The 25,443-nt window shown below is 68.6% G+C and carries 18 protein-coding genes; 7 read left to right on the top strand and 11 right to left on the bottom strand.

Features of this window, described 5'->3' with window-relative positions; genetic code table 11:
- Window positions 1–29: 29 nt before the first annotated feature.
- The 5 genes from AC1RJ9_RS15315 to AC1RJ9_RS15295 form a co-directional block, all read right to left on the bottom strand.
- Window positions 30–2,678 (bottom strand): TonB-dependent receptor, encoded by a 2,649-nt coding sequence (locus AC1RJ9_RS15315; RefSeq protein WP_492839520.1) that lies wholly within the window; start codon window positions 2,676–2,678, stop codon window positions 30–32.
- A 129-nt stretch (window positions 2,679–2,807) separates the two neighbouring features.
- Window positions 2,808–3,779, bottom strand: coding sequence for a FecR family protein (locus AC1RJ9_RS15310; protein WP_492839521.1), 972 nt, complete (start codon window positions 3,777–3,779; stop codon window positions 2,808–2,810).
- Window positions 3,769–4,359 carry an RNA polymerase sigma factor gene (locus AC1RJ9_RS15305; RefSeq protein ID WP_492839522.1) on the bottom strand — a complete coding sequence of 197 codons (591 nt, stop codon included), beginning with the start codon at window positions 4,357–4,359 and terminating at the stop codon, window positions 3,769–3,771. The genes AC1RJ9_RS15310 and AC1RJ9_RS15305 overlap by 11 nt, the downstream gene beginning before the upstream one ends.
- Window positions 4,347–7,061 (bottom strand): TonB-dependent receptor, encoded by a 2,715-nt coding sequence (locus AC1RJ9_RS15300; protein WP_492839524.1) that lies wholly within the window; start codon window positions 7,059–7,061, stop codon window positions 4,347–4,349. The genes AC1RJ9_RS15305 and AC1RJ9_RS15300 overlap by 13 nt, the downstream gene beginning before the upstream one ends.
- Window positions 7,062–7,266: 205 nt before the next feature.
- Window positions 7,267–9,252 carry a calcineurin-like phosphoesterase C-terminal domain-containing protein gene (locus AC1RJ9_RS15295; RefSeq protein WP_492839526.1) on the bottom strand — a complete coding sequence of 662 codons (1,986 nt, stop codon included), beginning with the start codon at window positions 9,250–9,252 and terminating at the stop codon, window positions 7,267–7,269.
- 298 nt (window positions 9,253–9,550) lie between these two features.
- On the opposite strand from AC1RJ9_RS15295, the gene AC1RJ9_RS15290 reads away from it, so the two are divergent.
- Together AC1RJ9_RS15290 and AC1RJ9_RS15285 are read left to right on the top strand one after the other, a co-directional pair.
- Window positions 9,551–12,547 (top strand): TonB-dependent receptor, encoded by a 2,997-nt coding sequence (locus AC1RJ9_RS15290; RefSeq protein WP_492839527.1) that lies wholly within the window; start codon window positions 9,551–9,553, stop codon window positions 12,545–12,547.
- Window positions 12,548–12,655: 108 nt separating this feature from the next.
- Entirely contained in the window at window positions 12,656–13,411 is a 756-nt protein-coding gene (locus AC1RJ9_RS15285; RefSeq protein WP_492839528.1) for a DeoR/GlpR family DNA-binding transcription regulator, read from the top strand.
- 33 nt (window positions 13,412–13,444) lie between these two features.
- On the opposite strand, the gene AC1RJ9_RS15280 is transcribed toward AC1RJ9_RS15285, so the two are convergent.
- Window positions 13,445–13,819 carry a hypothetical protein gene (locus tag AC1RJ9_RS15280; RefSeq protein WP_492839529.1) on the bottom strand — a complete coding sequence of 125 codons (375 nt, stop codon included), beginning with the start codon at window positions 13,817–13,819 and terminating at the stop codon, window positions 13,445–13,447.
- Between the two features lie 263 nt (window positions 13,820–14,082).
- On the opposite strand from AC1RJ9_RS15280, the gene AC1RJ9_RS15275 reads away from it, so the two are divergent.
- The 5 genes from AC1RJ9_RS15275 to AC1RJ9_RS15255 all read left to right on the top strand — a co-directional run bounded on the left by AC1RJ9_RS15275 (window position 14,083) and on the right by AC1RJ9_RS15255 (window position 21,061).
- Window positions 14,083–14,703, top strand: coding sequence for an RNA polymerase sigma factor (locus AC1RJ9_RS15275; protein WP_492839530.1), 621 nt, complete (start codon window positions 14,083–14,085; stop codon window positions 14,701–14,703).
- Window positions 14,690–15,652 (top strand): FecR family protein, encoded by a 963-nt coding sequence (locus AC1RJ9_RS15270; RefSeq protein WP_492839531.1) that lies wholly within the window; start codon window positions 14,690–14,692, stop codon window positions 15,650–15,652. The genes AC1RJ9_RS15275 and AC1RJ9_RS15270 overlap by 14 nt, the downstream gene beginning before the upstream one ends.
- A 126-nt stretch (window positions 15,653–15,778) precedes the next feature.
- Window positions 15,779–18,601: a TonB-dependent receptor gene (locus tag AC1RJ9_RS15265; protein ID WP_492839532.1), complete on the top strand. Its 2,823-nt coding sequence runs from the start codon at window positions 15,779–15,781 to the stop codon at window positions 18,599–18,601.
- A gap of 8 nt (window positions 18,602–18,609) precedes the next feature.
- The gene (locus AC1RJ9_RS15260; RefSeq protein WP_492839533.1) at window positions 18,610–20,184 is read left to right on the top strand and encodes an alkaline phosphatase D family protein; all 1,575 of its coding nucleotides are present in this window, start codon (window positions 18,610–18,612) and stop codon (window positions 20,182–20,184) included.
- Window positions 20,185–20,359: 175 nt separating this feature from the next.
- Entirely contained in the window at window positions 20,360–21,061 is a 702-nt protein-coding gene (locus tag AC1RJ9_RS15255) for a VIT1/CCC1 transporter family protein (protein ID WP_492839534.1), read from the top strand.
- 19 nt (window positions 21,062–21,080) lie between these two features.
- Here AC1RJ9_RS15255 and AC1RJ9_RS15250 read toward each other — a convergent pair whose 3' ends face one another.
- The 5 genes from AC1RJ9_RS15250 to AC1RJ9_RS15230 are packed head-to-tail and all read right to left on the bottom strand — an operon-like array spanning window position 21,081 to window position 25,335.
- Window positions 21,081–21,734, bottom strand: coding sequence for a tetratricopeptide repeat protein (locus AC1RJ9_RS15250; RefSeq protein ID WP_492839535.1), 654 nt, complete (start codon window positions 21,732–21,734; stop codon window positions 21,081–21,083).
- Window positions 21,735–21,751: 17 nt separating this feature from the next.
- On the bottom strand, window positions 21,752–22,504 hold the full coding sequence (locus tag AC1RJ9_RS15245; RefSeq protein WP_492839536.1) for an SDR family NAD(P)-dependent oxidoreductase: 753 nt from the start codon (window positions 22,502–22,504) through the stop codon (window positions 21,752–21,754).
- A complete protein-coding gene (locus AC1RJ9_RS15240; protein WP_492839537.1) occupies window positions 22,497–23,165 on the bottom strand; it encodes an iron-containing redox enzyme family protein in 669 nt (222 codons plus the stop codon). The genes AC1RJ9_RS15245 and AC1RJ9_RS15240 overlap by 8 nt, the downstream gene beginning before the upstream one ends.
- On the bottom strand, window positions 23,162–24,628 hold the full coding sequence (locus AC1RJ9_RS15235; protein ID WP_492839538.1) for an AMP-binding protein: 1,467 nt from the start codon (window positions 24,626–24,628) through the stop codon (window positions 23,162–23,164). The genes AC1RJ9_RS15240 and AC1RJ9_RS15235 overlap by 4 nt, the downstream gene beginning before the upstream one ends.
- Window positions 24,625–25,335: a thermostable hemolysin gene (locus AC1RJ9_RS15230; protein WP_492839564.1), complete on the bottom strand. Its 711-nt coding sequence runs from the start codon at window positions 25,333–25,335 to the stop codon at window positions 24,625–24,627. The genes AC1RJ9_RS15235 and AC1RJ9_RS15230 overlap by 4 nt, the downstream gene beginning before the upstream one ends.
- Window positions 25,336–25,443 lie beyond the last annotated feature (108 nt).

Raw genomic sequence — 25,443 nt, 5'->3', positions numbered from 1 at the left:
CTAAAAAGAGAGGGCGTTCAGGGGAGGGATCAGAACTTGCCGCGGAGCGTCAGCGAGACCGTGCGGCCCCAGTGATAGATCTCCATCGGCTGGTCCTTGGTCTTGCCATAGGTGAAGCGGACCTCGTCGGTCAGGTTCGAACCTTCCAGGGTCACCGCGTATCGCGGGGTGATCTGGTAGGAGAGCGAACCGTCCAGCGAGCCGTAGGGGGCGATATAGGACTGGGCGGTGGTGGTGCTGCCGATCGACTGCAGATACCGCGAGCGCCAGAACCAGCCGAGGCGGGCGCTGATCGGGCCCTTCTCGTAGTAGCCGACCAGGTTGTAGCTCTGCTTGGACAGGCCCACGAGGTCGTCCTTGATCTGACGGTTGCCGGCGAAATAGTTCGCCTTGCTGTCCACCAGGGTCACCGAGGCCTGCACGCCGAAGCCGTCGAAGGGGGCGGGCAGGAACGACAGCGACTGGTTGTAGGCGGCTTCGAAGCCGCGCACCTCGGCGTCGCCGCCGTTGACGCTGGCCGACAGCAGCACGTCGCCGCGGCCAGGCACCTGGATCGTGGTGTTCTGGGCGGTGATGTAGTTGTCCATCGTCTTGATGAACACCGCGGCGGTCACGGCCGTGGTCGGGGCCGGGTACCATTCCAGCGAGGCGTCGTACTGGTCGGCCAGGAACGGATCCAGGTCCGGATTGCCGCCCGAGGCCGTCGGCGAGTCGCGGCTGACGCTGATGCGCGGGGCGCTGTCGGTGACGTTGGGACGGTTGACGACGCGCGAGGCCGACAGGCGGCCGACCAGGTCGTCACGCAGGTCGAGCTTGACGTTCAGGCTGGGCAGCCAGTTCTTGTACTCCTTCAGATAGCCGACCGGCACCGGCGTCGAGCCGCTGGTCAGCGTGCCGCTGGCCAACTGCTTGGTCTCGGCGTAGCGGACGCCCAGATTGCCGCTGACCGGCACGCCGCCCAGGTCGAACTTGAAGTCGCCGCGCACATAGGCGCTGTGGATCTTCTGGTCGACGATGAACGAGTTGCGCAGGTCGGCCGCCGACCACGGCTGAGCCGCCACGGCCGAGGTGAACATCTTGTTGTAGTAGGCGTCGCTGGTCGGGGTGACCCAGGTGCGCGGCGTGTCGCCGGCGAAGTCCTTGAGGAAGCCCTTATAGGGCATGGTCTCGTAGAAGCTGGCGCCCAGGGTGGTCAGCGGCGTGTTCAGGATGTCGTTCAGCACCCAGTCGCGACGCAGGTACGTGCGGTTCATGTTGTGCTGTTCGGCGCCGAACGCGATCTTGGTGAACCAGCCCGAGAAGACGCGCGCGCCGTCCAGGCGGAACGTCTCGTCGCTGTCGCGCGAGTCCTTCCAGGTGTAGTCGAACGCTTGGCCCACGAAGTTGGCCGGGTTGGTGTAGTCGACGGTGGTGGTCAGCTGCGGGATCGACGTCGAGCCGCGCGAGAAGTCGAAGCTGAGCGGCGCGAAGAACGCGATGCGGTCGCGGGTCGTGGCCTTGCCGTCCGGATGGTAGCTGCGGGCGCGCGAATAGCCGTACTCGGCGTTGAACGCCCAGGCGCCCGGCGTCCAGGCCTGCTTGATGCCGAAGATCGTCAGGTCGTGGCGGTTCATGCTGGTCTCGCGCGAGGCCATCCAGCGCACGTTGTTGATCGTGCCGGCCACGACGGTGTCGCCGACGACCTTCTGGCTGCCGGCCACGAACTGCGGCGTCGCGAAGGTGGCGTCGTCCGGATAGATGTCGAGGCCGAACTCGTCGTAGTCGACGTCCAGCCGGGTCACCAGCAGGTCGACGTCGGTCTGGAAGTCGCTGTTGGGCTTCCACTGACCCGAGATGGCGCCCGAATAGAGCTTGCGGTGCTCGGTCTCGACGGTCGGACGCGTGCGGGTGGGCGTGTAGAGGCCCGAGCCCAGCACCGATTTGAACCGATCGAGGTTCCAGCCGACCATGTACAGGCGGTCGTTGCGCACGTGGCGCTCGTCATAGAGGCCCGAGGCCAGCACACCGATGGTCTTGTCGGCGTTGGTCCAGCTGCCCAGGCCCGAGACCGACGGGTCGGCCTTCTTGCGCACGTCGCTATAGGTTTCGCGCACCGAGAAGGCGGCCTTCTTGCCCAGGTCGAACGGCTTGAAGGTCTTGATGTTGATATTGCCGCCCAGGGCGCCTTCGTCCATGTCGGCGGTCGGGGTCTTCACGACCTCGATCTGCGAGATCAGTTCGGCGGGCAGCACCTCGAAGCGGAACTGACGGCCCTTGGCGCCGCCGTTCTCGATCAGGTCGTTGACGGCGATCGAGCGGCCGTTCAGCTCGGTGTACTGGAACTGCGGGCCCAGGCCCCGGACGCTGACATAGAGGCCCGCGCCGCGCTGGCGGTCGATGGTGACGCCCGTGACCAGTTGCAGCGCCTCGGCGGCGTTGCGGGTCGGGAATTTGCCGATGTCCTCGGCGTTGACGGCGTCGAGGCCGTACGCGGCCGAGCGCTTCAGGGCGGCGGCGGCCTGCAGGCTCTTGCCATACGAGGTGATGACGACGGCGTCGACCGCGTCGGCCGTTTCGGCGGCGGCTGGCGCGGCCGCGGCGGTGTCGGCGGCCTGGGCCTGGCCCGCGCCGAGGGCGGCGAAGGCGAGGACGGCGACGGCGCCCGCGCAGGGCGCGGACAGGAACTTCGAGTTGGACATGGTATCCCCCGGTCTTTGCTGGGCCCGCGGGGAGGCGCGGGTCAGGGCAGAAGAACGGAGGGGGCGACGCCGAACCTCAGTCCGGCATCGGTGAAATATTTGCGACGATCCTGTTGAAAAGTCTCGATTTTATCCGTGCCGAGACGAACCGGCGACCGGAGACAGCGTCAGGTCTCCCTCGGGCGTGAGGCGCGCGCACACCGGCAGCAGGGCCTCCAGGGCCGCGCCGACGTCGTCCATCCGGCCGATGTCCAGCGAACCCGAGAGGCGCAGGCGGGCCAGGGCGGGATCCGTCAGCGCGACGCGACGGCCCGAGGCGCGCGACAGCCGCTCGGCCGCTTCGGACAGGCTGACATCGGCCAGCACGACGCGGCCGTCGGTCCACGCCGCATCACCCTTCACGTCGCCGGCCTGGGCGCCGCCGCCCACCCCGGATGTCCCGACATAGCGCTGGCCGGGACGCAGCAGCACGCTGGCCGCGCCCGGCTGGCTGACGCGCAGCGAGCCCTCGACCAGCGACACGGTCAGCCGCCCGCCGCCGGCCACGTTGAAGCGGGTGCCCAGCACCGTGAGCGTCCGGCCCGCCGTCGCCACCTCGAATGGCCGGGTCTTGTCGTGCGCGACCTCGAAGAAGGCGTCGCCAGCGTCCAGCGAAACATCTCTGGCGCGCGCCTTGAAGCGCGTGGTCAGGCGGCCGCCCGGACTGAGCACCACGTGGCTGCCGTCGGCGAGGGTCAGGCGGGCCGGGGCGTGGGCCGGCGCGACATAGGTATCGACCCGCGGCTGCACCTTCAGGACCACGCCGACGACCAGGGCGGCGGCCAGCAGGGCCAGGCCGGCGATCAGCGGGCGACGGTCCGGCGCGGCCGGGCGGTCCAGGCGCGCCTCTCGACGGACCTCGCGGCGCAGGGCGCGCACGGTCGGATCCTCGGCGGCCAGACCCATGGCCAGCCACACCTCGCGCGTCCGGGCGATCTCCTCGCGCGCCTCGGCGGAGGAAGCCGACCAGGCGTCCAGCGCGGCCTGTTCGGCGGCGCTCAGCGGACGGGTCAGACTGGCCGCCATCAGGCGGCGGGGATCCATGTCGTCGTCAGGCGTCATGCGCGGTCTCGATGGCTTCGCGCAGGCGCGTCAGGGCGTTCATCATGTGCTTCTCGACGGCGCTGAGCGACAGGTTCAGCCGCGCCGCCGCCTCGGCTTGGGTCAGGTTCTCGAAGCGGCACAGCACGAAGACCGCGCGCGCGTTCGGGTGCAGGTCGTCCAGGGCCGCCACCAGCTTGGCCAGCCGCTCGCGTCCGGCCAGGGTCGCCTCGGCCGTGGGCTCGTCGGCGGGGAGGGCGGGGTCGACCTCGACGTGGCGTCCCCGCTGGCGCGAGCGCTGATGCCGCTCGTGGTCGACCAGGGCGTTGGCGGCGACCGTGAACACCAGTCCGTCCGGATTGCCCCAATGCAGGCGCGAGAACCGCTGCGACAGTCGCATGAAGACCTCCTGCGTCAGGTCCTCGGCGTCCTCGACCCCGACCGACCGTCGCTGGAAGAAACGCAGCAACGGGCGACGATAGCGCGACACCAGCGCCTCGAAGCGCGGCGCCTCCAGCGGCGGATTGGCCGGGGCCGACTCGCTGGGCCCGTCGGGCGGATCGGCGCGCGTCCCGGCGCCACGGAAGGTCAGAACGCCCATCTCATCCTCGCGGACAGGTACCGGCCCCAGTGATGGATCTCCATCGGCTGGTCGCGGGTCTCGCCATAGACGTAGCGGCGGGCGTCGGTCAGGTTGACGCCCTCCAGGGAAAGGGTGGCGCGGCGGTTCAGCCGCCACGAGGCCGCCCCGTCCAGCGATCCGAACGGCGCGGTGGTGGCCGGCGCCGTGATCGAACTGCCGATCGAGGTCAGATAGGAGCCGCGCCAGTTGTAGCCGAGTCGCACCGAGCCCCGACCCTTCTCGTAGAACACCAGGGCGCTGTAGGTGGCGCGCGACAGGCCGAGCAACGCGTTGCGGATCACCCGGTCGCCGGCGAAGTAGTTGGCCTGGCTGCGCACCAGCGTCGCCGCGCCCTGGACGCCCAGGCCGTCCCACGGCGCGGGCAGGTCGCGAAACACCCGGCTGAATGTCAGCTCCAGACCCTGGATCCGCGCCTGCCCGCCATTGACGTTGGTCGACAGCAGCACCGGGCCGCGTCCGGGCACCTCGATGAAGGTGTTCTGAGCGGTGATGTAGTCGTCCAATCTTCGATCGAAGATCGCGAGGGCCAGGGCCCCGCCTGTCGGGAAATACCACTCGGCCGAGGCGTCCAGCTGGGTGGCCAGGAACGGATCCAGCTCGGGATTGCCGCCGTTGGCTGTCGGGGTGTCGCGGGCGACGGAGATGCGCGGGGCGTTGTCGATGACGTTGGGCCGGCTGACCACGCGCGAGGCGGCCAGGCGCAGATAGACGCGCGGCGACAGTTCGATCTTCAGATTGGCGCTGGGCAGCCAGTCGCCATAGGCCTTGCGCCATTCGGCGGGCAGGGGATCGGAGCCGCTGGACAGCACGCCCCGGGAGACCTGGCGCGTGGCGGCGTAGCGAACGCCCAGATTGCCATCGATCGGCCAGCCGAACGCGGAAGCCTGAAAGTCGAGGCGGGCATAGGCCGAGCGGATGTTCTCCTCGACCACGAAGGAGTTGCGCAGGTCGGCGGTGGACGGCGGACGCGCGGCGACGTCCGGCGTGTAGAGCAGCGCGTAGAAGGCCTGGGCGTTCGGCGCGACCCAGTTGCGCGGCAGGTCCGAGCCGACGCCCGACAGGAAGTCCGCGAACGGCGTCGGGCCGTAGGCCGAGGGGCCCAGGCTGATCAGCGGCTGGCCCATCAGGGTGTCCAGGGTCCAGTCGCGTCGGCGATAGTCGCGGGCCCGCCGGTGGCGCTCGACGCCTAGGGTGAGGTCGAGAGCGCCGATGGGCCGAGCGAGGTCCAGCTTGACGGTCTCGTCGACGTCGCGGGAGTCCTTGAAGGTGTAGTCGAACGACTGGCCGACGAAGTTGGCCGGATTGGCGTAGTCGACCGTGGTGCGCAGATCCGGGCCGCCGGCGAGGCCGTGGCTGAAATCGTAGGTCAGGGGCGCGAAGAAGGCGACGCGCGCGCGGACGGTGCCGCGACCGTCGGGATGGTAGCTGCGCGCCCGCGAATAGCCCCAGTCGCCATCGACCGTCCAGGCGCCGGGCGTCCAGCGCAGATGACCGCCCAGGGCGACCAGGTCGTGGCGGTTCAGGCTGATCTCGTGCGAGGCCATCCAGCGGACATTGTCGATGGTCCCGGCCTGGACGGTGTCGCCCTTGACGCGCTGCGTGCCCGCCACGAAGCGCGGGCTCGAGACCGACGGATCGTCCGGATAGATGTCCAGGCCGTACTCGTCGTAATGGGCGTCCAGCCGCGTGGCCAGGAGGTCGAAGTCGAGGCCGAGACGGTTCGTCGGCCGCCACTGCAGGGCGAAATCGCCGGACGCCATGCGTCGGTCCTCCAGCTCCACCGTCGGCCGCGTCCGGGTCGGGGTGTAGAGCCCCGGTCCCAGCACCGACCTGAAGCGGTCCAGGTTCCAGCCGGTCTGGTAGAGGCGGTCGTTGCGGATCCGCCGTCGATCGACCACGCCGCTGGCCAGCACGCCCAGGCGGCCGCTGGCGTCGACCCAGCTCCAGACCCCCGACACCGACGGATCGACCTGGCCGACGCGTCCCTCGGAGGCGCGCACCGACATCACCGAGCGCTTGCCGCGATCCAGGGGCTTGAAGGTGCGCACGTCGATGTCGCCGCCCAGCGCGCCTTCGTCCATGTCGGCGGTGGTGGTCTTGACCACCTCGATCTGGTCGATGACGTCGGCGGGCAGCACCTCGAAGCGGAACTGACGCCCCCGGAAGCCGCCGTTCTCGACCAGATCGTTCAGCGCGATGGGACGACCGTTCAGCAGCACGTTCTGGAACTGCGGCCCCAGGCCTCGGACGCTGACATAGAGGCCCACGCCGCGATGGCGCTCCAGGCTGACGCCGGGCGCCAGCTGCAGGGCTTCGGCGGCGTTGCCGGCGGGCAGGCGGGCGATGTCCTCGGCGCTGACGGCGTCCAGCCCGTGGACGGCGGTCCGCTTGAGGGCCAGCGACCGGTCGAGACTGGCCGCATACGCCGCGATCACGGTTACGGGCTCGACCTCAGTCCGCGTCGGAGGCTCCGGGAGCGGCGGGCGGGCGGTGTCGACGGTCCCCGAGCGCTCGACCACGAAGACGCCGCGACGGACCTCGCGCACATGGGCCGGCGCGTCCGCCAACAGGAGCTCGATCGCCCGGCGTGTCGAGACGAAACGCGGCGGCTTTCGCCCCGATCGGTCGACGACGAGGTCGGGCGGGAAGAGGATCTGCACGTTCCTTTCGGCGGCCAGCGTGTTCAGGCTGTCGCCAAGCCCGCTCTGCGCGGCCTGCGCCCCACTCGACGCGGCCAGCAGGGCGAGCCCGATCGTGCAAGGGAGTAAGGTTGGGGACATGCCAAGCGGGAGGGCGCGCGGCTCGAAGCCGAGGCCTCCTTAGCGAGCGGGTATGACAGTCGGACGACAGTCCGGCGGCGGCTCGCTACTGGTTCTTGAACTTGTCCCAGTGTTCGAAGTCGAAGGTCGGTTTCGGACGGGTCGGTCGGACCTCGAACACCAGGGTGTCGCGGGACGGCGCGCCCTGGTCGCGGGTGACCGTGACGACCGCCGTGTGCATCCCTTCGGCCATGTCCTTGGGCAGGTCGTAGCGCCAGATGTGCGGCGAATGGTCGGCGCGTGAGCCCCGCGGCTGAGGCGGCATCGGCGGCAGGCGCTTCTGGCGACCCTGGACGTAGCCTTGCGCTTCCGGATCGCCCGAGCGGCTCTGGATCGCGGCGCGAGCCATGGTCAGCTGGCGCTGCAGGGCGAACGGATCCGACCAGGTCGCGCCGCTGTGGACGGTTTCGCCCTTCATGTCCTGGGTGCGGGTCATTGGCCGGGACGCGCCGCCGTCGATGGCGACCAGGACCTTGGTCGTGGAGTCGCCCATCCACACGTCGGCGGTCAGCCAGCTCTGGCCGGCCAGGTCGGTCGGGGTCAGCAGCTTGACGTCCGGCAGGTCCTGGACGCTGAGCGGCGGCACGGGATCGCGCTTGTCCTCCGGCGCGTCGCGCCAGGCGAAGATCTTCTCGGCCCAGTCGCGGAAGGCCGGGGTGCTGACCGACAGCCACATGGCCCGGTCGCGCGGCAGGCCGCTGGCGCGGTAGTCGAGCGTGTAGTTCGTCCCTTTGACCGCGAAATCGACATAGCCGCGCGGCGAGCCGTCGCCCTGGATGCTCATCGGCGCGCCGTCGATGTCGTAGTCGCCGCCCCACCAGTCGCCGGCCACGGCGCCGGCCACCAGGTGGCGGAACGGGATGGTCGAGACGCCGACATTCTCCTTCCAGCCGGCCATCGAGTCGCCGGGCGCCATGTTCTCCAGCGTGTGGCTATGACCGGTCAGCGACAGGGCCGGACGGCCTTTGACCAGGGCGTAGAGCTCGTCGAGATTGGCCGTCTGGTGGGGCTGTGACTCGCTGTTGTCGAAACCGACGAACGGGATGTGGGCGGCGAACACGACCAGCTTCTTCGGATCGGTGGTCTTCAGCACGTTCTCGATGAAGGCCATCTGGTCGGGCAGCAGGCGGCCGGCATAGGTCTTCCAGTACTGCTTGCAGAACGGCCGCTCGCGCGCCTCGCGGGGATCCTCGCCGCAGGGGAAAGAGACGTTGTCCAGCACGATGAACACCGCCTGGCCCATCTCGAACGCGTAGTTGTTGGGGCCATACAGCCGCCGCCAGGTGTCGGAGCTGTCGATGTCGTGGTCGGCGTCGTGGTCGTAGTCGTGATTGCCCTGCACCCACCATTGCGGAACGCCGATCGCGCCCATCACCTCGGCCGTGCGCGGGATCAGGTGAAGGTCGTCGCTGACGATGTCGCCCAGGGCCAGCAGGCAGGCCGGCTTCTTGGGCGCGTTCACCAGTTCGCGGACCAGCGAGTCGCGGACATAGCCGACCTCGATATTGGACGCCGGCTGCACGTCGCCCAGCACCGCGCAGTCGAAGGTCTGACCGGTTTCTGTGGGAATGATCGGAAAATTGATCGCCGAGGGCAGGGGGCCGGTCGGCGGCAGGCCGCCGTAGCGCAGGGCCTTGGGCGTGCCGGCCGGCTTGTGCTGGTAGGCGAAGCGCGGGACCCAGCGCGTGTCGGTGGGCACGCGCCAGCCGCTGGGCTGGATCACGAACACCGCCATGTCCGGGCGGACCGGGAGAACGTAGCGGCCGGCCTTGTCGGTCAGCGCCACCTCTCGGCTGTTGGAGACCCTCACCCCGGCCACGCCGTGCTCGCCCGCATCCAGGCGGCCGTTGCGGTTGACGTCGTCAAACACCACGCCGGCGATCGTCCTGTCGTCCGGCCGCGCGTCGCGACGCACGTCGATGTCGGCGAAATAGGGCGTCGTCGGGCTGGCCGGCGCGGCCAGGGCGGCGCTGGCGCATCCGCCGAGGATCATCGCGCACAGCAGGGCGAACGGCAGGGAAGTCTTGGTCACGACAGGCCTCTTGGCTGAAGACGCCCCTGTTTGGCGGACGTCTGACACATCCCGATGAAGCCCGCGCGATGATGTCGATCTGACCGCCATCGGAAGGCTTCGGTGTGGGGGTTTGAGGGTTTTGTGGTCAATATACTCACAAAGCGCAAGCCAATCTCGCGTGACATGAACATGAAATCAACAAATGTCACATCACATCCACAAATCGCGCCTAAGAGAGACCGTGGCGAGGGGGCAGCGGCCGGCAGGACGGTCGCAACGCTCGTCGGGCACAAATTTCTCTTTGGGAGAGTCGGTCGTGAGGCAACAAACTCGAGCCGGGCGGCGCCTGAGCGGCGTCCTGGCGTTGCGGGCGCTGGCCCTGGTCAGCACCAGCATTACGGCGGTGGCGCTGATGACGGCGCCGGCCTTCGCCGAGGACTACACCAACGTCCAGGCCTCGGGCCGCGTGCAGTCGGCGGAAGGCAAGCCGATCGCCGGGGCGGTGGTCCAGCTGACCTCGGAAGCCCTGGGCGTGAGGCGCTCGGCGACCACCAACGCCAGCGGCGCCTATTTTATTCCGCAACTGGCCCCGGGGGCCTATGCGGTGTCGGTGTCCGCCGACGGCTATGACGCCTACACGGAAGCGGGCGTGCTGATCAGCCGCGCGGGGGCGTCGAACCTCTTTACCCTGGCGCCGGTCGGCTCGGTCGAGGCCATCGTGGTCAAGGCCGGCCGCATGCGCACGCCGGACTTCGAGATCACCACGACCGGCGCGGCGATCGAGATCGGCGAACTGGTCGAGCGCGTGCCGGTCGGCCGCTCGCTGCGCGACATCGCCCTGATGTCGCCGGGGGTCGTGCAGGGCTCGTCCTCGGCCAACGGGACCTTCGCCAACCAGATCTCGATCTCGGGCGCCAGCTTCATCGAGAACGCCTTTTTCGTGAATGGCCTGAACATCACCAACTTCCGCATGGGCCTGCTGCCCGTGGAAGTGCCGTTCGACTTCTACAAGTCGGTGGAAGTGAAGACCGGCGGCTATCCGGCCGAGTTCGGCCGCTCGACCGGCGGCTTCGTCAACGCCATCACCAAGTCAGGCACGAACGTCTTCCACGGCGGCGTGACGGCGACCTGGGAGCCGGGAGATCTGCGCGACCATTCGCCCAACACCTTCAAGAACGTGTTCTCGGACGCCGCCGCCAGCCGCAAGGAATGGACGGCCGAGCTCGGCGGGCCGATCATCAAGGATCGGCTGTTCTTCTACGGCCTCTACAACCAACGCAGCCTGAAGGCCGTCAACGCGTCCAACGTCCAGGGCAATGTCACGCGCGTAAGCGACGACGCGCCGTTCTGGGGCGGCAAGCTGGACGGCTGGCTGACCAGCAAGCAGCACCTGGAGTTCACCTATTTCGACACCACCAAGGATGTTCGCAACAGGACCATCTTGCAGGGCGTCGAGGCAGGCGGCACCGACCAGCGCGCGGGCGGCGAGAACTATATCGGCCGCTACACCGGGACCTTCACGCCCTGGTTCACCCTGTCGGCGGCCTACGGCGTCAACAGGTTCCGCGACGGCCAGTTGCCGCTGGACACGACCCACGAGCGCGTCGTGGACCGTCGCACGAAAGACGAAGGCGTCGACATTGGCGTCAACCGGGTGACCGACGCCATTTCTTTCAATGACGATGAACGAACGTTCTACCGCGCCGACGCCGACTTCAATTTCGACCTCCTCGGCGCGCACCACCTGCGCGTGGGCTATGACCATGAGGAGAACACGGCGACCCAGTTCTTCGAGACGATCGGCCGGGGCGGCTTCACGCTGTTTCGTTCGAACGGCAAGGACCAAAGCAATCTGCCGGCCGGAATCGACTATGTGACCACGCGCGTCTACCGCAACAGCGGCAGCTTCAGCACGGTCAACCAGGCCTTCTACGCCCAGGACCAATGGTCGCTGTTCAACGATCGCCTGCAGGTCGAGGCCGGCGTGCGCAACGATCGCTTCGACAGCCGCAACGCCGATGGCTCGACCTTCTACGACCCGGGCAACCAGTGGGCGCCGCGCCTGTCGGTCTCCGGCGACCCCTTCGGCGACGGCAAGTCCAAGCTCTACGGCTTCTTCGGTCGCTACTACCTGCCGCTGCCCAGCGACCTGTCGCTGAAGTTCGCCGGCTCGCTGGTGACCTACACTCGCTACAACCTGCTGAACGGCGTCGGCGCCAACGGCGACCCGACGATCGGCGCGGCGATCACCACTGCCAACGGCGTCTCGGCCTGTCCGGACACCAAGGTGTCGAACTGCCTGGTCTCGGCCTCGGGCCTCGTCGCGGACACCGCCGAGTCCATCGCCCACAATCTCAAGCCGCAGTCGGCCGACGAGTTCGTGCTGGGCTATGAGCGCCGCGTCGGCGACCTGATCAAGGTGGGCGCCTATTTCACCCACCGCGAGCTGAACAACATCGTCGAGGACGTGGCCATCGACACCGGCGCGCGCGCCTATTGCGTGAAGGCCGGCTTCTCCGCCGCTCAGTGCCAGTCGAGCTTCGGCGGCGGTCGCCAGTGGGTGATCGTCAATCCGGGCGAGGACGTGAAGATCCGCCTCAACAGCCTGCCGGACGGCTCCAAGCCGGTCGTCACCCTGTCAGCGGCGGACCTGACCTATCCCAAGCCCAAGCGCGACTACAACGCCATGACCTTCACCTTCGACCGGGCGTTCGACGGTCAGTGGTCGGTCTCGGGGTCGTACACCTGGGCCAGCCTGAAGGGGAACTACGAGGGCGGCGTGCGCTCGGAGAACGGCCAGCTGGCGATCAACACCACGGCCGACTTCGACTCGCCGGGCTTCCTGAACGGCGCCGACGGCTACCTGCCCAACCATCGCCGCCACACGTTCAAGGCCTATGGCAGCTACAAGGTCAACGACTGGCTGACCCTGGGCGGCAACGGCCAGATCCAGTCGCCACGCAAGTACAGCTGCATCGGCATCGTGCCCGAGGGCGTCGATCCGGTCGCCCACGGCTACCAGGGCTACGGCTTTTACTGCCGGGGCAAGGTCGTCGAGCGCGGCTCGGCCTTCGAGGGCGACTGGGTGACGCAGTTCAACGCCTCGGCGGTGGTGACCCTGCCGACGCCGGGCGACCGGTTCGACGCCTCGCTGCGGCTGGACGTCTTCAACCTGTTCAATTCGCACGCGGTGACGGCCTATCACGAGTTCGGCGACGTGGGCGGCAGCGGCGTGGCGGACACCAACTTCCGCAAGCCGGTCGACTACCAGACCCCGCGCTACGCGCGGATCCAGTTGCGCGTCGCCTTCTAGGACGCGCGCGTCCCCGGCCGGTCCCCCCTTTCCCCGCCGGCCGGGGGCGCACTTCATCTATCGGGACTCACGGCATAGTGTCGCGCGCCCCGCGGAGACGGACAGAGAATGCTCAAACGCTACGATCGTCAGCGCGATATCCTGAACCTGCTGGAACCGAACCAGACGCGCGCCATCGCCGACATCGCCAAGGCGCTGTCGGTCTCGGAAGAGACGATCCGGCGCGAGCTGCGGGTGATGGAGGAGGCCGGGACGATCGTGCGCCTGCACGGCGCCGTCCGCCTGCCGCCGCAGGAGATCGAAGGCCCGTTCGACCTGCGCATGCAGAAGAATGTCGCCGGCAAGACCCGGATCGCCGAGGCGGTGGTCAAGTTCATCTCGGACGGCGACACCCTGTTCCTCGACAGCGGCTCGACGTCCTGCTTCGTGGCCAAGGCCCTGGGCGAGCACCGCCAGCTGAAGATCATCACCAACTCCCTGGCCGTGGCGCAGGCGGTGCGCAAGGATCGGGGCCACACCCTGTTCCTGGCCGGCGGCGAGCTGAACGCGGCCTACCAGTCGTTCTCCGACCGCCACGCCCAGGACTTCCTGGCGGGCTTCCGGCCAAGCCTGTCGGTCCTCACCGTCGGCGCGGTGAACCTGGAGCATGGCCTTATGGACCATTCGCCCAGCGAGGCGATCATGAGCCGCATCGCCTATTCGACGGCCAGCCGGGTGCTGCTGGCGGTGGACGAGGGCAAGTTCGGCCGCATCGGCCTGGTCCACACCGCGTCGTTGAAGGACGTCGACATCCTGGTCACCGACGCCGCGCTGAGCCCGGCGTTCCAGGACGCCTTTTCCCATGCGGAGGTCGTGGTCGCCTAAGGGCCGCCGCCGGGCTTGCGAGCTATCGGGCGCTCAGGTCGACTGCGCGGCGCTTTGGCGCCAGGCGCGGGTCGCGAACTCGGCGCTCCACAGCGCCGCCAGGATCGCCGAGACGACGAGCAGGGCGTTGAAGCCCCGCTCCCACACCAGGCGCTGGTCCACCGCCTTGAGGACGGGGAGGGTGGTGCAGTGGCCTTCCGCCTTCACGGGTGACGGGCGTTTCAAGGCTTCTCGACGGGCCAGGCGCTCGCTGGTGGCGCGCACTTCGACGCATCGCGTCCAATCGCCTCCAGGGGCGATGGCATAGGACTTCAAGGGCGGGTCGCGCAGAAGGTCCGCGACCGAAAAGCCGACGGCGCCGACATAGGCGATCGCGCACAGCGCCATCAGAAGCTTTCGGCTGACCACGTCGACGTTCCAATTCTAACGGAGGCGGAGAACCCGCGGAGATCGTCGGTCCGAACCCTTGGGGCGCCCGGCAATTTGCTGATGGCGTAGGGCGTTCCCGCTTCGGGACCTTGGGACCGTTCGCTCGGGAACCTGTCCGAATGGCGTGATTGCGCGCCTCGGGGAACTCGTAGCACGGACAGCCGTGCGACGGGCAAATGATTGCGTCTCGGGCGCACCGCCGGGGGCGCATGGATCGGCCCACGTCATGAACTTGTCACGCGATGGTGCTCTTCCCGCCCGCAGAGCGCGGGGTCGAGGCGGACGTGAACCAGAGTCGTGAAGCGATCATCGATTGGGTCGCGTTGCATATCCTGCCGCACGAAGCCTACGTCCGGGCCTGGCTGATGCGGGCGATGCGGCGCTCAAGCGACGTGGATGACGTCATCCAGGAAACCTATTGTCAGCTCGCCGAGCTCGACACGATCGGGCACATTCGCAATGGGCGGGCCTATTTCCTGGCCGCCGCCCGATCCATTCTGCTGCAGCGCCTGCGCCGCGAACGGGTGGTCAGAATCGAGACCGTCACCGATATGGAAACCCTGCGGGTGATGGACCAGGATCCTTCGCCCGAGCAGGTGATCGGCGCGCGGCGCGAACTGGAACGGGTGCTGGGGTTGATCGCGATGTTGCCGCCGGTATGCCGTCAGGTGGTCGAGCTGCGGCGCATCCACGGGTTTTCGCAGAAGGAGACCGCGCGACGCCTGGGCGTCACGGAGTCGGTCGTCGAGAACCATTCCGTCCGGGGGTTGAAGGCTATCCTGAAAGCGCTCGAAAGCGACCCCGGCGATGTCCAGGATGCGCCGGCTTCCTATGAGCGTTCCTCCGTCCATGTCCGACATTGACGCCCAGGCCGCCGAATGGGCGGTGCGTGTCGACGCCGGCGCGATCGATCAGGCCGAACGGGACGCGCTGGAGCTCTGGCTGGCCGCCGACGCCCGCCATCGCGGCGCCTTCCTGCGCGCCCAGGCCGGCCTGCGGCTGCTGGATCACGGCCGCGTGGTCAGCAAGGTGTTGCCTATCCCCAGCCGGCCCGGGTCGCGCCTGATCAGGACCCCCGCGCGCCTGGTCCAGGGGACTGGATGGGTGCTGGCGGCGGCCGGTGTGATCGCCGTGGCCTGGCTGCTGTCGCCGTTCCACGACTTCCGCACCGAGACCGGCGAGCAGCGGCGCGTGGCGCTGCGGGACGGGTCGGTGGCGATCATCAATACCGACAGCCGGGTGGGCGTGAACTTCGTCGGACGCGAGCGGCGCGTCGCGCTGCGCCGGGGCGAGGCATGGTTCCAGGTCGCCAAGGACCGCGCCCATCCCTTCGTTGTCGACGCCGGCGCGGTGCATGTGCGCGCCACAGGCACGGCCTTCGCCGTGCGGCGGGAGGAGCAGGGCGCCCGGGTCGTGGTCACCGAGGGACGCGTCGTGGCCTGGCGGGATGGCGCGTCGGCGACCTTGCTAGCGATCTCGGCGGGGCAGGAGGCGTTCATCGCCGACGCCGCGCCCCTGCCGCCAACGGCCCAGCCGGTGCGGACCGACGACGTCCTGGCCTGGCGGCGCGGCGAGATCGTTCTGGGCGGCGAGACCATCGCGAGCGCCGTCGCCGAGTTCAATCGCTACAATGAGCGCAAGATCACCCTGCGCGATCCCGAGGCGGGGCGGCGCACCATCGTCGGCTATTTCCTGATCGATCAACCCCAACAGTTCGCTCTGGCGGTCGCGCGCATGACGGGCGGCGAGATTCGCGAAGATAAAACTGGGATCGTCATAGAACATTCACAACAAAAAGCGGGCCTTCCCTGAAGGAAAACGAGGCGCTCGCGCATCTTCTCCTCGCACATGATGCTTGGAGGGGTCCTGATGTTCCTTGGTCGCGGAAATAGTCTTATTCTATCCTCGGTTGCGGCCTCGGCGATCGCAATTCCATTGATGGCCCACGCCGAGGTTCGGCGCTTCGACGTGCCGGCGCAGGCCGCGGCGACCGGCATCCCCCAGTTCGCGCGCCAGGCCGGGCTGCAGATCCTGGTCGCCGAGCCGCTGACGCGCGGCGTTCGCACCCAGGCCGTGTCGGGCTCCATGGAAGCGCGCGTCGGTCTCGATCTGCTGCTGGCCGGCGCCGGTCTGCGCGTCGCCTCGCAGGATGGCGCCGTGATCACCCTCGATGCGGCCCAGGCGGCGCGATTTCCCGCCGCCGCCGCCGCCGCCGCGCCTGAAGACGCGGCCGCCGTCGAGGCTCTCGTCGTCACCGGCACCGCGCTCCAGAACCAGGAAGCCATCGCCACCCGCCGCAATTCGCTGACGATCGTCGACGCCCTGACCCAGGACGACACCGGCGATCTGGCCGACCAGTCGCTGGCCGAGGCCCTCAGCCGCGTTCCCGCCGTCAGCACCATGCAGGTGCTCTACGGCGAGCAGGAGAGCCAGTACGTCGCCGTGCGCGGCATAACGCCGGACCTGAACTACGTTTCGGTCGACGGCATCGGCATGATCTCCGTCGCCAACCAGGGCGCGGGCCAGCGCCGGGTGGACCTGGCCCTCATCCCCAGCCAGGCGGCCCGCAAGACCGAGATCTTCAAGACCTTCACCGCCGACCAGGACGCCGGCGCGATCGGCGGGGTGATCAACATCGTGCCCTACAGCGCCTATGGCCGGGGCAAGGACAAGTTCTACGTCGACACCTTCGTCAACTACGTCACCAACAACGACGTGCCCGGCGGCAATAGCCTGGGCGGTTACAAGGACTCACCGTGGAGCGGCGGGATCAAGGCGCTGTGGAGCCACCGCCTGGGTCCGGACGAGAAATTCGGCCTGGTGCTCAGCGGCACCTACCAGCAGCGCTCGTACGACGACGTCAAGCGCAACCCCAACGCCCGCACCTACTATACGGCGTCGGGGGCGGCCACGACGCCCGACCAGCCCAACTGGAACGGTTTCGACCCCGCGCCCCAGGCGCTGGTCGACTACGAATTCACCAGCTACATCAAGACCTACGGCGGCTCGGCGACCTTCGAGTTCAAGCCGGCGGATCGCTGGTACAGCTCGCTGATGGTCTATGACTACAAGCAGACCGAGGACCAGACCAACAACGTCTTCACCCTGCGGGCCTTCGCCAATCTCAGCAACCAGACCCAGCACACCGGCACGCTGAAGGTCCCGGACGTGCGGACGGCCTTCAACTACGACCGGTTCGAGAACGAGACCCGGGGCGCGTTGTTCAAGACCCGCTACGACATCGACGAGCGAACCAATATCGAGCTGCGGGCCGGCTACAACACCAACACCTTCTACGATCTGGAGTGGGCCAGCGCCTACCAGGCCAAGCCGACGAACCTGTCGATCAACTACGACATGTCCAACCCCTCGGTGAAGTTCACGCTGGGTGGCGCGGACGGCCTGACCGACCCCAGCAAATATTCGCTGCTCACCGCCGGCGACACGCTGACCAAGGCCAAGGGCGCGGCCACCGAGGTCAAGCTCGACTTCTCGCGCAACTTCGACTCCGACGCCCTGGGCTTCGGCTACAAGGCCGGGATCGGCGCCCGCCGGTTCGAAATCCGGCGCAACCTGGACCAGACCGTCTACACGCCGAGCAAGGTCGCCCTGACCGGCTATGACTACTCACCGACCGGCTACCTGCCGTGGCTCTGGAACTATCCGGTGGTGTGGATCAACTACGCCAGGTTCCGCCAGGACATCCTGCCGACCCTGGCGACCAACGCCGCCTCGTCGGCCAGGGCCTCGCTGGCCTCGGATTACCGCTATGACGAGACGATCTCGTACGGTTACGTCTCGGCGCTCTACGCTCTGTCGCGCACTCGCTTCATCGGCGGCCTGCGCCTGGACGCCGCCGACTACAAGGCCGACGTGCCGGTGTCGGTCGGCGGCGTCTTCAAGCCGGGCGCGACCCGCTACAAGGGCGATTACACGCACCTTCTCCCATCGTTGAACGCTGTCCACGACTTCAGCGACCACCTTCGCCTGAAGGCCGGCTACAGCCGCACCCTGGGCCGCCCGGCGCCCGAGGACATCGCCCAGGCCGAGACGCGCAACGACACCAGCTTCACGATCTCGCGCGGCAATCCCGACCTGAAGCCGCGCCGGGCCGACAATTTCGACCTGACGCTGGAGGCCTATTTCAACGGCGCCAAGGGACTGGCCAGCATCGGCGCCTTCGCCAAGTCGATCAAGGACGACATCTACGCGCTGAAGGAAGAACAGCTGATCGACGGCTTCCGCTACACGATCAGCACTCCGATGAACGCCAACAAGTCCAAGCTGCGTGGCGTCGAGGTCCAGTACATCAACAACGCCTTGCCGGGCCTGCCCGGGCTGCTGAAGGACAAGGTCGGCGTCGCGCTGAACGCCACGCGCACCTGGGGCGACATGGACTACATCGTCGACGGCAAGGTGCTGCACATCGATCGTCTGCTCTACCAGCGCAACTGGATGGCCAACGCGGCGGTGTTCTACAAGCTGCCGCGCGATGGCGAGGCCCGGGTCGGCTATAACTGGGGCGACGCCTACTATGACGGCATCGGCGCTAATCCCTGGCTGAACAGGGGGCCCGAGGCCCGAGGGCAGATGGACGCCACCGTGCGCTATCGGGTGGCCGGCGACTGGATCGTCAAGCTGCAGGCCAAGAACATCCTCAACGAGGATCTCTACCTGGGCTACGACGCGAACCTGAAGGAGCGTCGGGCCGAAATGAAGAAGGGCCGCTCCTTCTTCCTCAACGTCATCTATCGTCCGTGAGCGTCGACATGACCATTCAACGCAGACGCCTGATCCAGGCTGGCGGCCTCGTCCTGCTGGCCGGCGGCGCCTCCGGGCCCGTCTGGTCGCAGGGGCTGGGCGCGGATCCCTTCACCCTGGGCGTGGCCTCGGGCGACCCCGCGCCCGACGGCTTCGTCATCTGGACGCGGCTGGCCACCCGGCCGCTGGAACTGGGCGGCGGCATGCCGTCGCGCATCGTGCCGGTGGGCTGGGAAGTCGCCGAGGACGAGGGCTTTTCCCGCATCGTCGCGTCCGGCAAGGCGCCGGCGCGACCGGAACTGGGCCATTCGGTCCATGTCGAGGTCGAGGGCCTGAAACCCGGCGCGCGGTACTGGTATCGCTTCTCGGCCGCCGGCGAGACCAGCCGGGTCGGCACGGCGCGGACGACCCCCGTCGCCGGCGCCCGCCTCGACCGCCTGCGCATCGGCGTGGCCGGCTGTCAGCACTATGAGGCGGGGCTGTATACGGCCTATAGGCGCCTGAGCCAGGAGCCGGACCTCGACGTCATCTTTCACTATGGCGACTACATCTACGAGGGCGCGGGCGGCAAGGGCTGTCCGGTTAGCAAGGACGCGGCCGACAAGGGCCGTGTCTGCTTCCGCGAGCATGCCGGCGGCGAGCTCTATTCGCTGGACGACTACCGCCGTCGCTACGCCCAGTACAAGACCGACCCGGACCTGCAGGCCGCCCACGCGGCGGCGGCCTTCCTGTCCTCCTATGACGACCACGAGGTCGACAACAACTGGGCCGGCGACGAGGACCAGGACGCCACACCACGCGAGATCTTCCGCCTGCGGCGGGCCGCGGCCATGCAGGCCTGGTACGAGAACATGCCGGTGCGCCGGTCGTCGTTCCCGGTCGCCGGCGCCGTGCGCATGCACCGGCGGATCGACTATGGCGACCTGCTGCGCGTCCAGGTGCTCGACACGCGCCAGTTCCGCAGCGGCCAGATCTGCGGCGCCAAGGCGCTGGATCGCTGCCTGCCGCGGGACTCGACCCCGCGCCCGACCATTCTGGGCGAGGCCCAGGCGGCCTGGCTGGAACAGGGATTGAGCGGCGACCTGCGCTGGAACCTGCTGGCCCAGCAGGTGATGGTGATGCCGTTCCTCTATCCCGCCACGCGCGGCGCGGGGCGCGCCAATCTCGACAGCTGGAGCGGCTATGCCGCCAGCCGCGAGCGTCTGGTCGCGGCGATCCAGGCCCGGAAGCTGACCAATGTCGTGATCTCCACGGGCGACGTGCACCAGCACCATGCCGGCGTCCTGCCGTCGCGCGAAGGCGCGTGGGACAGCCCGGCGGTCGCGACGGAGTTCGTCTCGACCTCGATCAGTTCGGGTGGCGATGGCGTGGCGATCTCGGACGAGTGGAAGGGCGTGCCGGCCGACAATCCGCACTGCAAGCTGTTCGACGCCCGGCGCGGCTACCAGCTCTTCGACATCGGCCGCGACGTCTGGCGCACGGACGTCAAGGTCGTTGATCGCGTGACCACGCCCGGCGGGGCGCTGTCCACCGTCGCGCGGTTCGCCGTCGAACGGACAAGGCCAGGCCTGCGAACCCTTTAGCCGCCAGCGTAGCGGCGTCTCCTGGCGAGGACGAAGATCACCCGCGCTCCCGGAAAACGAGCCGCACGGCGCGGGTGCGCTTTGACCTTCGTCATGACGTCGGTGAGTGTCGGGATCAGGCTCGGCCATCCGGCGAGTCGACACCCCCCGGAGGGGCCGGGCCAGGAGGCCTTCAATGCGCGCTGTCTATCGCCATATCGAGCGTCACCGCGTTTCGCGGATCGGCTGGCTGCGCGCCGCCGTGCTCGGCGCCAACGACGGCCTGGTTTCCACGGCGAGCCTTATCGTCGGCGTGGCCTCGGCCGCGAAGTCTCCGGGCGAGGTGGTCGTCGCGGGCGTCGCCGCTGTCGTGGCCGGCGCGATGTCGATGGCCGCCGGCGAGTATGTGTCGGTGAGCTCGCAGGCCGATACGGAAAAGGCGGAGCTGGCGCGTGAGGTCGCCGAACTCCGTGATCTTCCCGAAGCCGAGCATGAGGAACTGGCCCAGATCTATGTCAGCCGGGGCGTCGAGCCGGAGACCGCGCGCCTGGTCGCGACGCAACTGATGGCCAAGGACGCGCTCGCGGCGCATGCCCGGGACGAGCTGGGTCTTTCGGAGCTGACCGGGGCCCGGCCGGTCCAGGCGGCGTTCTCGTCCGCCGCCAGTTTCGCCGCCGGGGCCGCGCTGCCCCTGGTGGTCGCGGTGATGGCGCCCCGCGAGATGCTGAGCGGGGCGGTGACGGCCGCCTCGCTCTGTGGCCTGGCGATCCTCGGTTACGTGGGGGCCAAGGCCGGCGATGCGTCGCCTTGGCGGGGCGTCGTCCGTGTCACGCTCTGGGGGGCGGTGGCGATGGCCGTGACGGCCGTCATCGGCCGCTTCGTGGGGGCGGCGATCTGATCGCCACCCCCAACGCTACCTAGCGCAGCTTGGCCTGGGCCTGGCTGAGAAGGGCCGACGCCTGGGCCTTGCGGCCCTTGTCGGCGATCTCCCGACCCGGACGCGGCGGCGCGGCCAGCGCCTTCTGAAGCGCCTTGCTGGCGCCGGCGTAATCGTTCTGGCGCATCAGGAAGTCGCCGTAGAAGAAGTTGGAGTCCACGCCGTTGGGATTGGCCGCGAGGGCCTTCTGCAGATAACCCCGCGCCTTGCCGGGATCGCCGAAGCCGATCGGGAAGCCCGGCACCTGGGCGTAGAGCGATCCCAGGCTGGTGTAGACGGAGCCGTCCCCCAGCGCATTGGGATTGATCTTCTCGGCGCGTTCCAGCAGCGACCTCGACTCCTTGGCCAGGGCCAGGCCGCCGAGACCGCCCTTGGCGCCGGCCTGCGTGGCCTTGGCGATGGCTTCCCAGACGAGGGGCTCGGCGCGGCCGGGATTCTGCTTGGCCAGGGCGTCGGCTTCGGCGGCCACCTGCGCCGCCGCCTGGCCCTGAGCGGCCTTGTCGGGGATCTCATAGTTCGCGTGGGCCCAGGCGCGGGCGAGGCTGTCCAGGCGGGGATCGAGCGCATCGGCCCGGGCGGCTCCGGCCGCCAGCGAAAGGGCCAGGCCGAGGGCGACGAGAGATTTCTGAATCATGATGATGTCCTGGGTGATCAGCGCGCGAACAGCCGCGCGGCCTTGCGGTCGTTGGCGGAGAGGGCGCGGTCGACGAGACCGGGCAGCAGGGCGTTCAGGCGAACGAAGAAGGCTTCGGGGAAGCCGAGATACACGTCGCGGCGTCGCGCCCGGATGGCCGAGACGATCCGTCTGGCCGTGGCTTCGGGCCGGTCGATCTGCATCTGGGTGAGCTTGGCGAACTCCAGCACCCGATCCGACACCATCGCCGTCCGTACCGCGCGGGGCGCGATGTAGGTCACATCCACGCCCGTCCCGGCCACCTCGCGCCGAAGAGCCTGGCTGAACCCGCGCAGGCCGGCCTTGGCGCTGGAATAGGTGGCGAAATGGGCGAAGTTGATCGAGCCGAAGATCGAGCCGATGTTGACGATCTGTCCCGCCCCGCGCGCCTTCATGCCGGGCAGTACGGCCTGGGTCAGTCGGACCGGCGCGACCAGGTTGACCATGTAGCCGGCCACCAGGCTCTGGGAATCCTCCGTCTCGACCGGGCCGAAATGCTGCACGCCGGCGAGGTTCACGAGGATGTCCCAACGCCGCTGGCCAACGTCCTTGGCCGCCGCTTCGATGCCGGCGGGCGTCGAAAGGTCATGGGGCAGAAAGTCCACGTCGGCGTCCGGGCGGTTCCGGCCGAGCGCCGTGACACGGGCGCCTTCGTCGACCAGTTGCCGGGCCACCAAGGCGCCGAGTCCGCCCGAGGCCCCGGTGACGAGAACGGTCTTGTTCTTAAGCATGGGCCGTTTCCCGGACGTGCGGGATCGAGCGGAACACCGCGGCGAAGCGCTGGAAGATGGCCTTGGCGACCTCGATGATCGCGGCCTGGTCGGCGGGATCGTCGACCTGGTTCATCAGCGTCTCGAAGAAGGTCAGGTGCTCGATGTCCAGCGCTCCATGGGAGGTGAGGTAGCTGAAGCACTCCGGACCAAGGCCAAGGTTCTTGGCGACCGCCTCGGCCCCCTGTGTCGCCAGGCGCACGCTGGTGCCTTCGAGCACGAAGACCATGCCGAAGAAGCCCATCGGGTTGGCGTTGCGGACATAGTCGTAGGCGTAGTCGGTCATCGCCAGCGTCGCCGGGCGTGGCGCGCCGGCGCGAACGGCTTCCGGATCGCCGCCGCAGTTCTTGATGTCGCTGAGGATCCAGTGTTCGTGACCGGTCTCCTCGACGATGTACTCGTCCAGGGCCTCGACGAAGCGCCGGTGAGCCTCGTCCATGCCGGCGCGCGCCTCGCCCATCAGCGGCACGGTGTGCTTCACGTGATGATAGGCCTCGGTCAGGTAGGCGATGTAGGTCTCGCGCGAGATGCGGCCCGTCAGGCCGTCCTGAATCTGCGGCGTCGAGGCGAGCTCCATCTGTCCGTCGACCGTTTCGGCCACGAGGCGTTGATAGAAATTCACGCGAGATCTCCTGTCGTGGAAGCTTCCATGAAGTCCCGGTAGCGGGCGCCGAGCACCGCGCGTCGAGGACGTCCGTTGTTGGTCAGTTCGCCGGCGGCGGGGTCGAAGGCGTCGCGCGCGAGCCAGCGGCCGATCCGGGCGTAGGGCGGAAGGTTGGCGTTGGCGCGGGCGACGGCGCCCGCGATCGCCGCTTCGTCCATGCCTGGGATGAGGGGCACGATCAGCGCCGAGAGCTCGGCCTGGGCCTCGCCCAGCACCACGGCCTGGCGGATCTCGGGCTGGGCGGTCAGCTCGCTCTCGACCCATTCGGGCGCGACGTTGCGGCCGTGGCTGGTGATGATCGTGTTCAGGCGTCGGCCGGAAATGCGCAGGAAGCCGTCTTCGTCGATCTCGCCGAGATCGCCCGTGAAGACCGGGCCGTCGTGCGTCTGGCCGCCCGCATAGCCGAGGAAGCCGGAGTTCTCGACGACGATCTCGCCCTCGCGGATGGCGACGCCCAGGTGCGGAAGCGGGCGTCCGACCGTTCCCGCCTTGCGCGCCGACGGTGTATTGAGCGCGACGACGGAGGCGCATTCGCTGAGGCCGTAGCCCTCGTGGACCGGCAGGCCCAGCTCATCGGCCTGGGCCAGCAACGAGGGCGCGACCTTGGCGCCGCCGACGGCGACCAGGGTCAGGTCGGGCAGGCGTACGCCGGTGAAGGTCATGACCATCATCAGGGCGCGCAGCAGTTCGGGCACGAGGATCAGGCTGCTGGCCCGTTGCTCGGCGATCGCGCCGGCCAGCTTGGGCAGGTCCGGACGGAAGGGGTCGGCCAGGCCCAGTTGGTCGGGCGGCAATATGTGATAGCGGCCGCCGGCCAGCAGGGTGGTGTAGAGGCCGGCCACGTTCTCCAGCAGGATCGACAGCGGCAGCAGAGGCAGGTGCAGGCCGGCATAGTTCGCGCCGATGGCCTTAACCAGAGAGCTCGCGACCGCCTCCATGTGCTGGCGCGACAGACAGACGCCCTTCGGCTGGCCCGTGGAACCAGATGTGTAGGTGATCTTGGCGGTTCCGGCGGGCAGTCGCCGGTCCGGCAGGGACAGCGGCGTCACCCGCAGCGGCGCGCCGGCGATGCGCAGATCGCAATTGGCGGCGTCGGAGAGTTCGACCATCAGGCTGGCGCCTGAATCGGCCATGGCGTGCTGGCGCTGGGCGTCGGTGAAGAAGCCGGGGAGAGGAAGGCTGGCCCAGCCCAGGCGGGTCAGGGCGAGATCCAGAATGACCCAGGCCGGCCCGTTGGGCAGGCGCACGGCGATCGGTGAGCCTGGTCTGACGAGCGGGGCCCAAAGGAAGAGGTCCCGCGCCGCCGCCGCGATGGCGGTTTCGAGCGCGCAATAGGTGAAGCTGCTGGTCTGGTCGCTGAGCGCGATGGCGCCGTCATCGAGACGCGCGCGCTGAGCGATGGCGGCGAGGACGAGGCTCATGGGCGATCTCCCAGGTGGGGATGCAAACGGGAGCAGGCGCCTTGGATCGGCGGCGGCTGGGTCATCAGCAGCTCAGACAGGGGTTCGAGGGTGGGGGCGATGGCGCCGGCCAGCACCTCGGGGTCACGTTCGTAGTAGCCGCCCCAGTCCTTCACCTCCGGGCCCAGTCGCGCCGGATCGGCCGGCGTCAGCCGCCGGGTTGGAAAGCCGACGCGATTGAAGGTCCGGCGCAGCTGCCGCGTCGCGGTGGCCACGGCGTGCTTGCAGCCCAGATGATGCAGATGGCGCGCCAGGGCCATGAAGAGAAACAGGGACGCGCCCGCGCTCTGGGACGCCAGGCTGCCGATCTCCGCCACCTCGCCGCGACGGACGACCTCGCCGGTCGCCGTGCGAAGCGCAGTCTCGATCGGCTCATCCAGATAGCGTTCGAGGAACAACGGCGCCTCGTTCGCGAGGCGAAAGCCGACGGCGGCGTGAATCTGGCCCGCGGCGTCCTGCACGCTCATCAGGGTCGGATAGTGGGACCGGATGCGGCTCCCGAACGCCTCGGCGTAGGTCGCCTCGATATAGGCTTCCACCCTTAGACGCTCGGGGCGGAAATGGTTGTGGATCGAGATGATCCGCGGCTCGACGGAGGTGAACCGGCGCACGCGGTCGGCGTCGAAGCACAGGCTGCCGACGCGGGCTCCGTCGTTCATCATCATCACTTCCAGCAAGGGGATCTCCTGTCCGGCGCATGAACGAGCGCTTTCGACCGGCAAGGACGACACCCCCCGACGGGCGCCTCAATGCTTTCGGCGGTTGCGCGGCGTCGG

The organism is Caulobacter sp. GW822-FHT07D08, assembly GCF_058798735.1.
The sequence above is the reverse complement of the archived record's forward strand: the minus strand, read 5'-3'. Positions and strand labels throughout refer to the sequence as shown.

Excerpts from the sequence above, each read along its gene's own strand:
- AC1RJ9_RS15315 (WP_492839520.1), bottom strand. The coding sequence starts at position 2,678 with ATGTCCAACTCGAAGTTCCTGTCCGCGCCCTGCGCGGGCGCCGTCGCC.
- AC1RJ9_RS15310 (WP_492839521.1), bottom strand. The coding sequence starts at position 3,779 with ATGACGCCTGACGACGACATGGATCCCCGCCGCCTGATGGCGGCCAGT.
- AC1RJ9_RS15305 (WP_492839522.1), bottom strand. The coding sequence starts at position 4,359 with ATGGGCGTTCTGACCTTCCGTGGCGCCGGGACGCGCGCCGATCCGCCC.
- AC1RJ9_RS15285 (WP_492839528.1), top strand. The coding sequence starts at position 12,656 with ATGCTCAAACGCTACGATCGTCAGCGCGATATCCTGAACCTGCTGGAA.
- AC1RJ9_RS15275 (WP_492839530.1), top strand. The coding sequence starts at position 14,083 with ATGGTGCTCTTCCCGCCCGCAGAGCGCGGGGTCGAGGCGGACGTGAAC.
- AC1RJ9_RS15270 (WP_492839531.1), top strand. The coding sequence starts at position 14,690 with ATGTCCGACATTGACGCCCAGGCCGCCGAATGGGCGGTGCGTGTCGAC.
- AC1RJ9_RS15265 (WP_492839532.1), top strand. The coding sequence starts at position 15,779 with ATGGCCCACGCCGAGGTTCGGCGCTTCGACGTGCCGGCGCAGGCCGCG.
- AC1RJ9_RS15260 (WP_492839533.1), top strand. The coding sequence starts at position 18,610 with ATGACCATTCAACGCAGACGCCTGATCCAGGCTGGCGGCCTCGTCCTG.
- AC1RJ9_RS15255 (WP_492839534.1), top strand. The coding sequence starts at position 20,360 with ATGCGCGCTGTCTATCGCCATATCGAGCGTCACCGCGTTTCGCGGATC.
- AC1RJ9_RS15250 (WP_492839535.1), bottom strand. The coding sequence starts at position 21,734 with ATGATTCAGAAATCTCTCGTCGCCCTCGGCCTGGCCCTTTCGCTGGCG.
- AC1RJ9_RS15245 (WP_492839536.1), bottom strand. The coding sequence starts at position 22,504 with ATGCTTAAGAACAAGACCGTTCTCGTCACCGGGGCCTCGGGCGGACTC.
- AC1RJ9_RS15235 (WP_492839538.1), bottom strand. The coding sequence starts at position 24,628 with ATGAGCCTCGTCCTCGCCGCCATCGCTCAGCGCGCGCGTCTCGATGAC.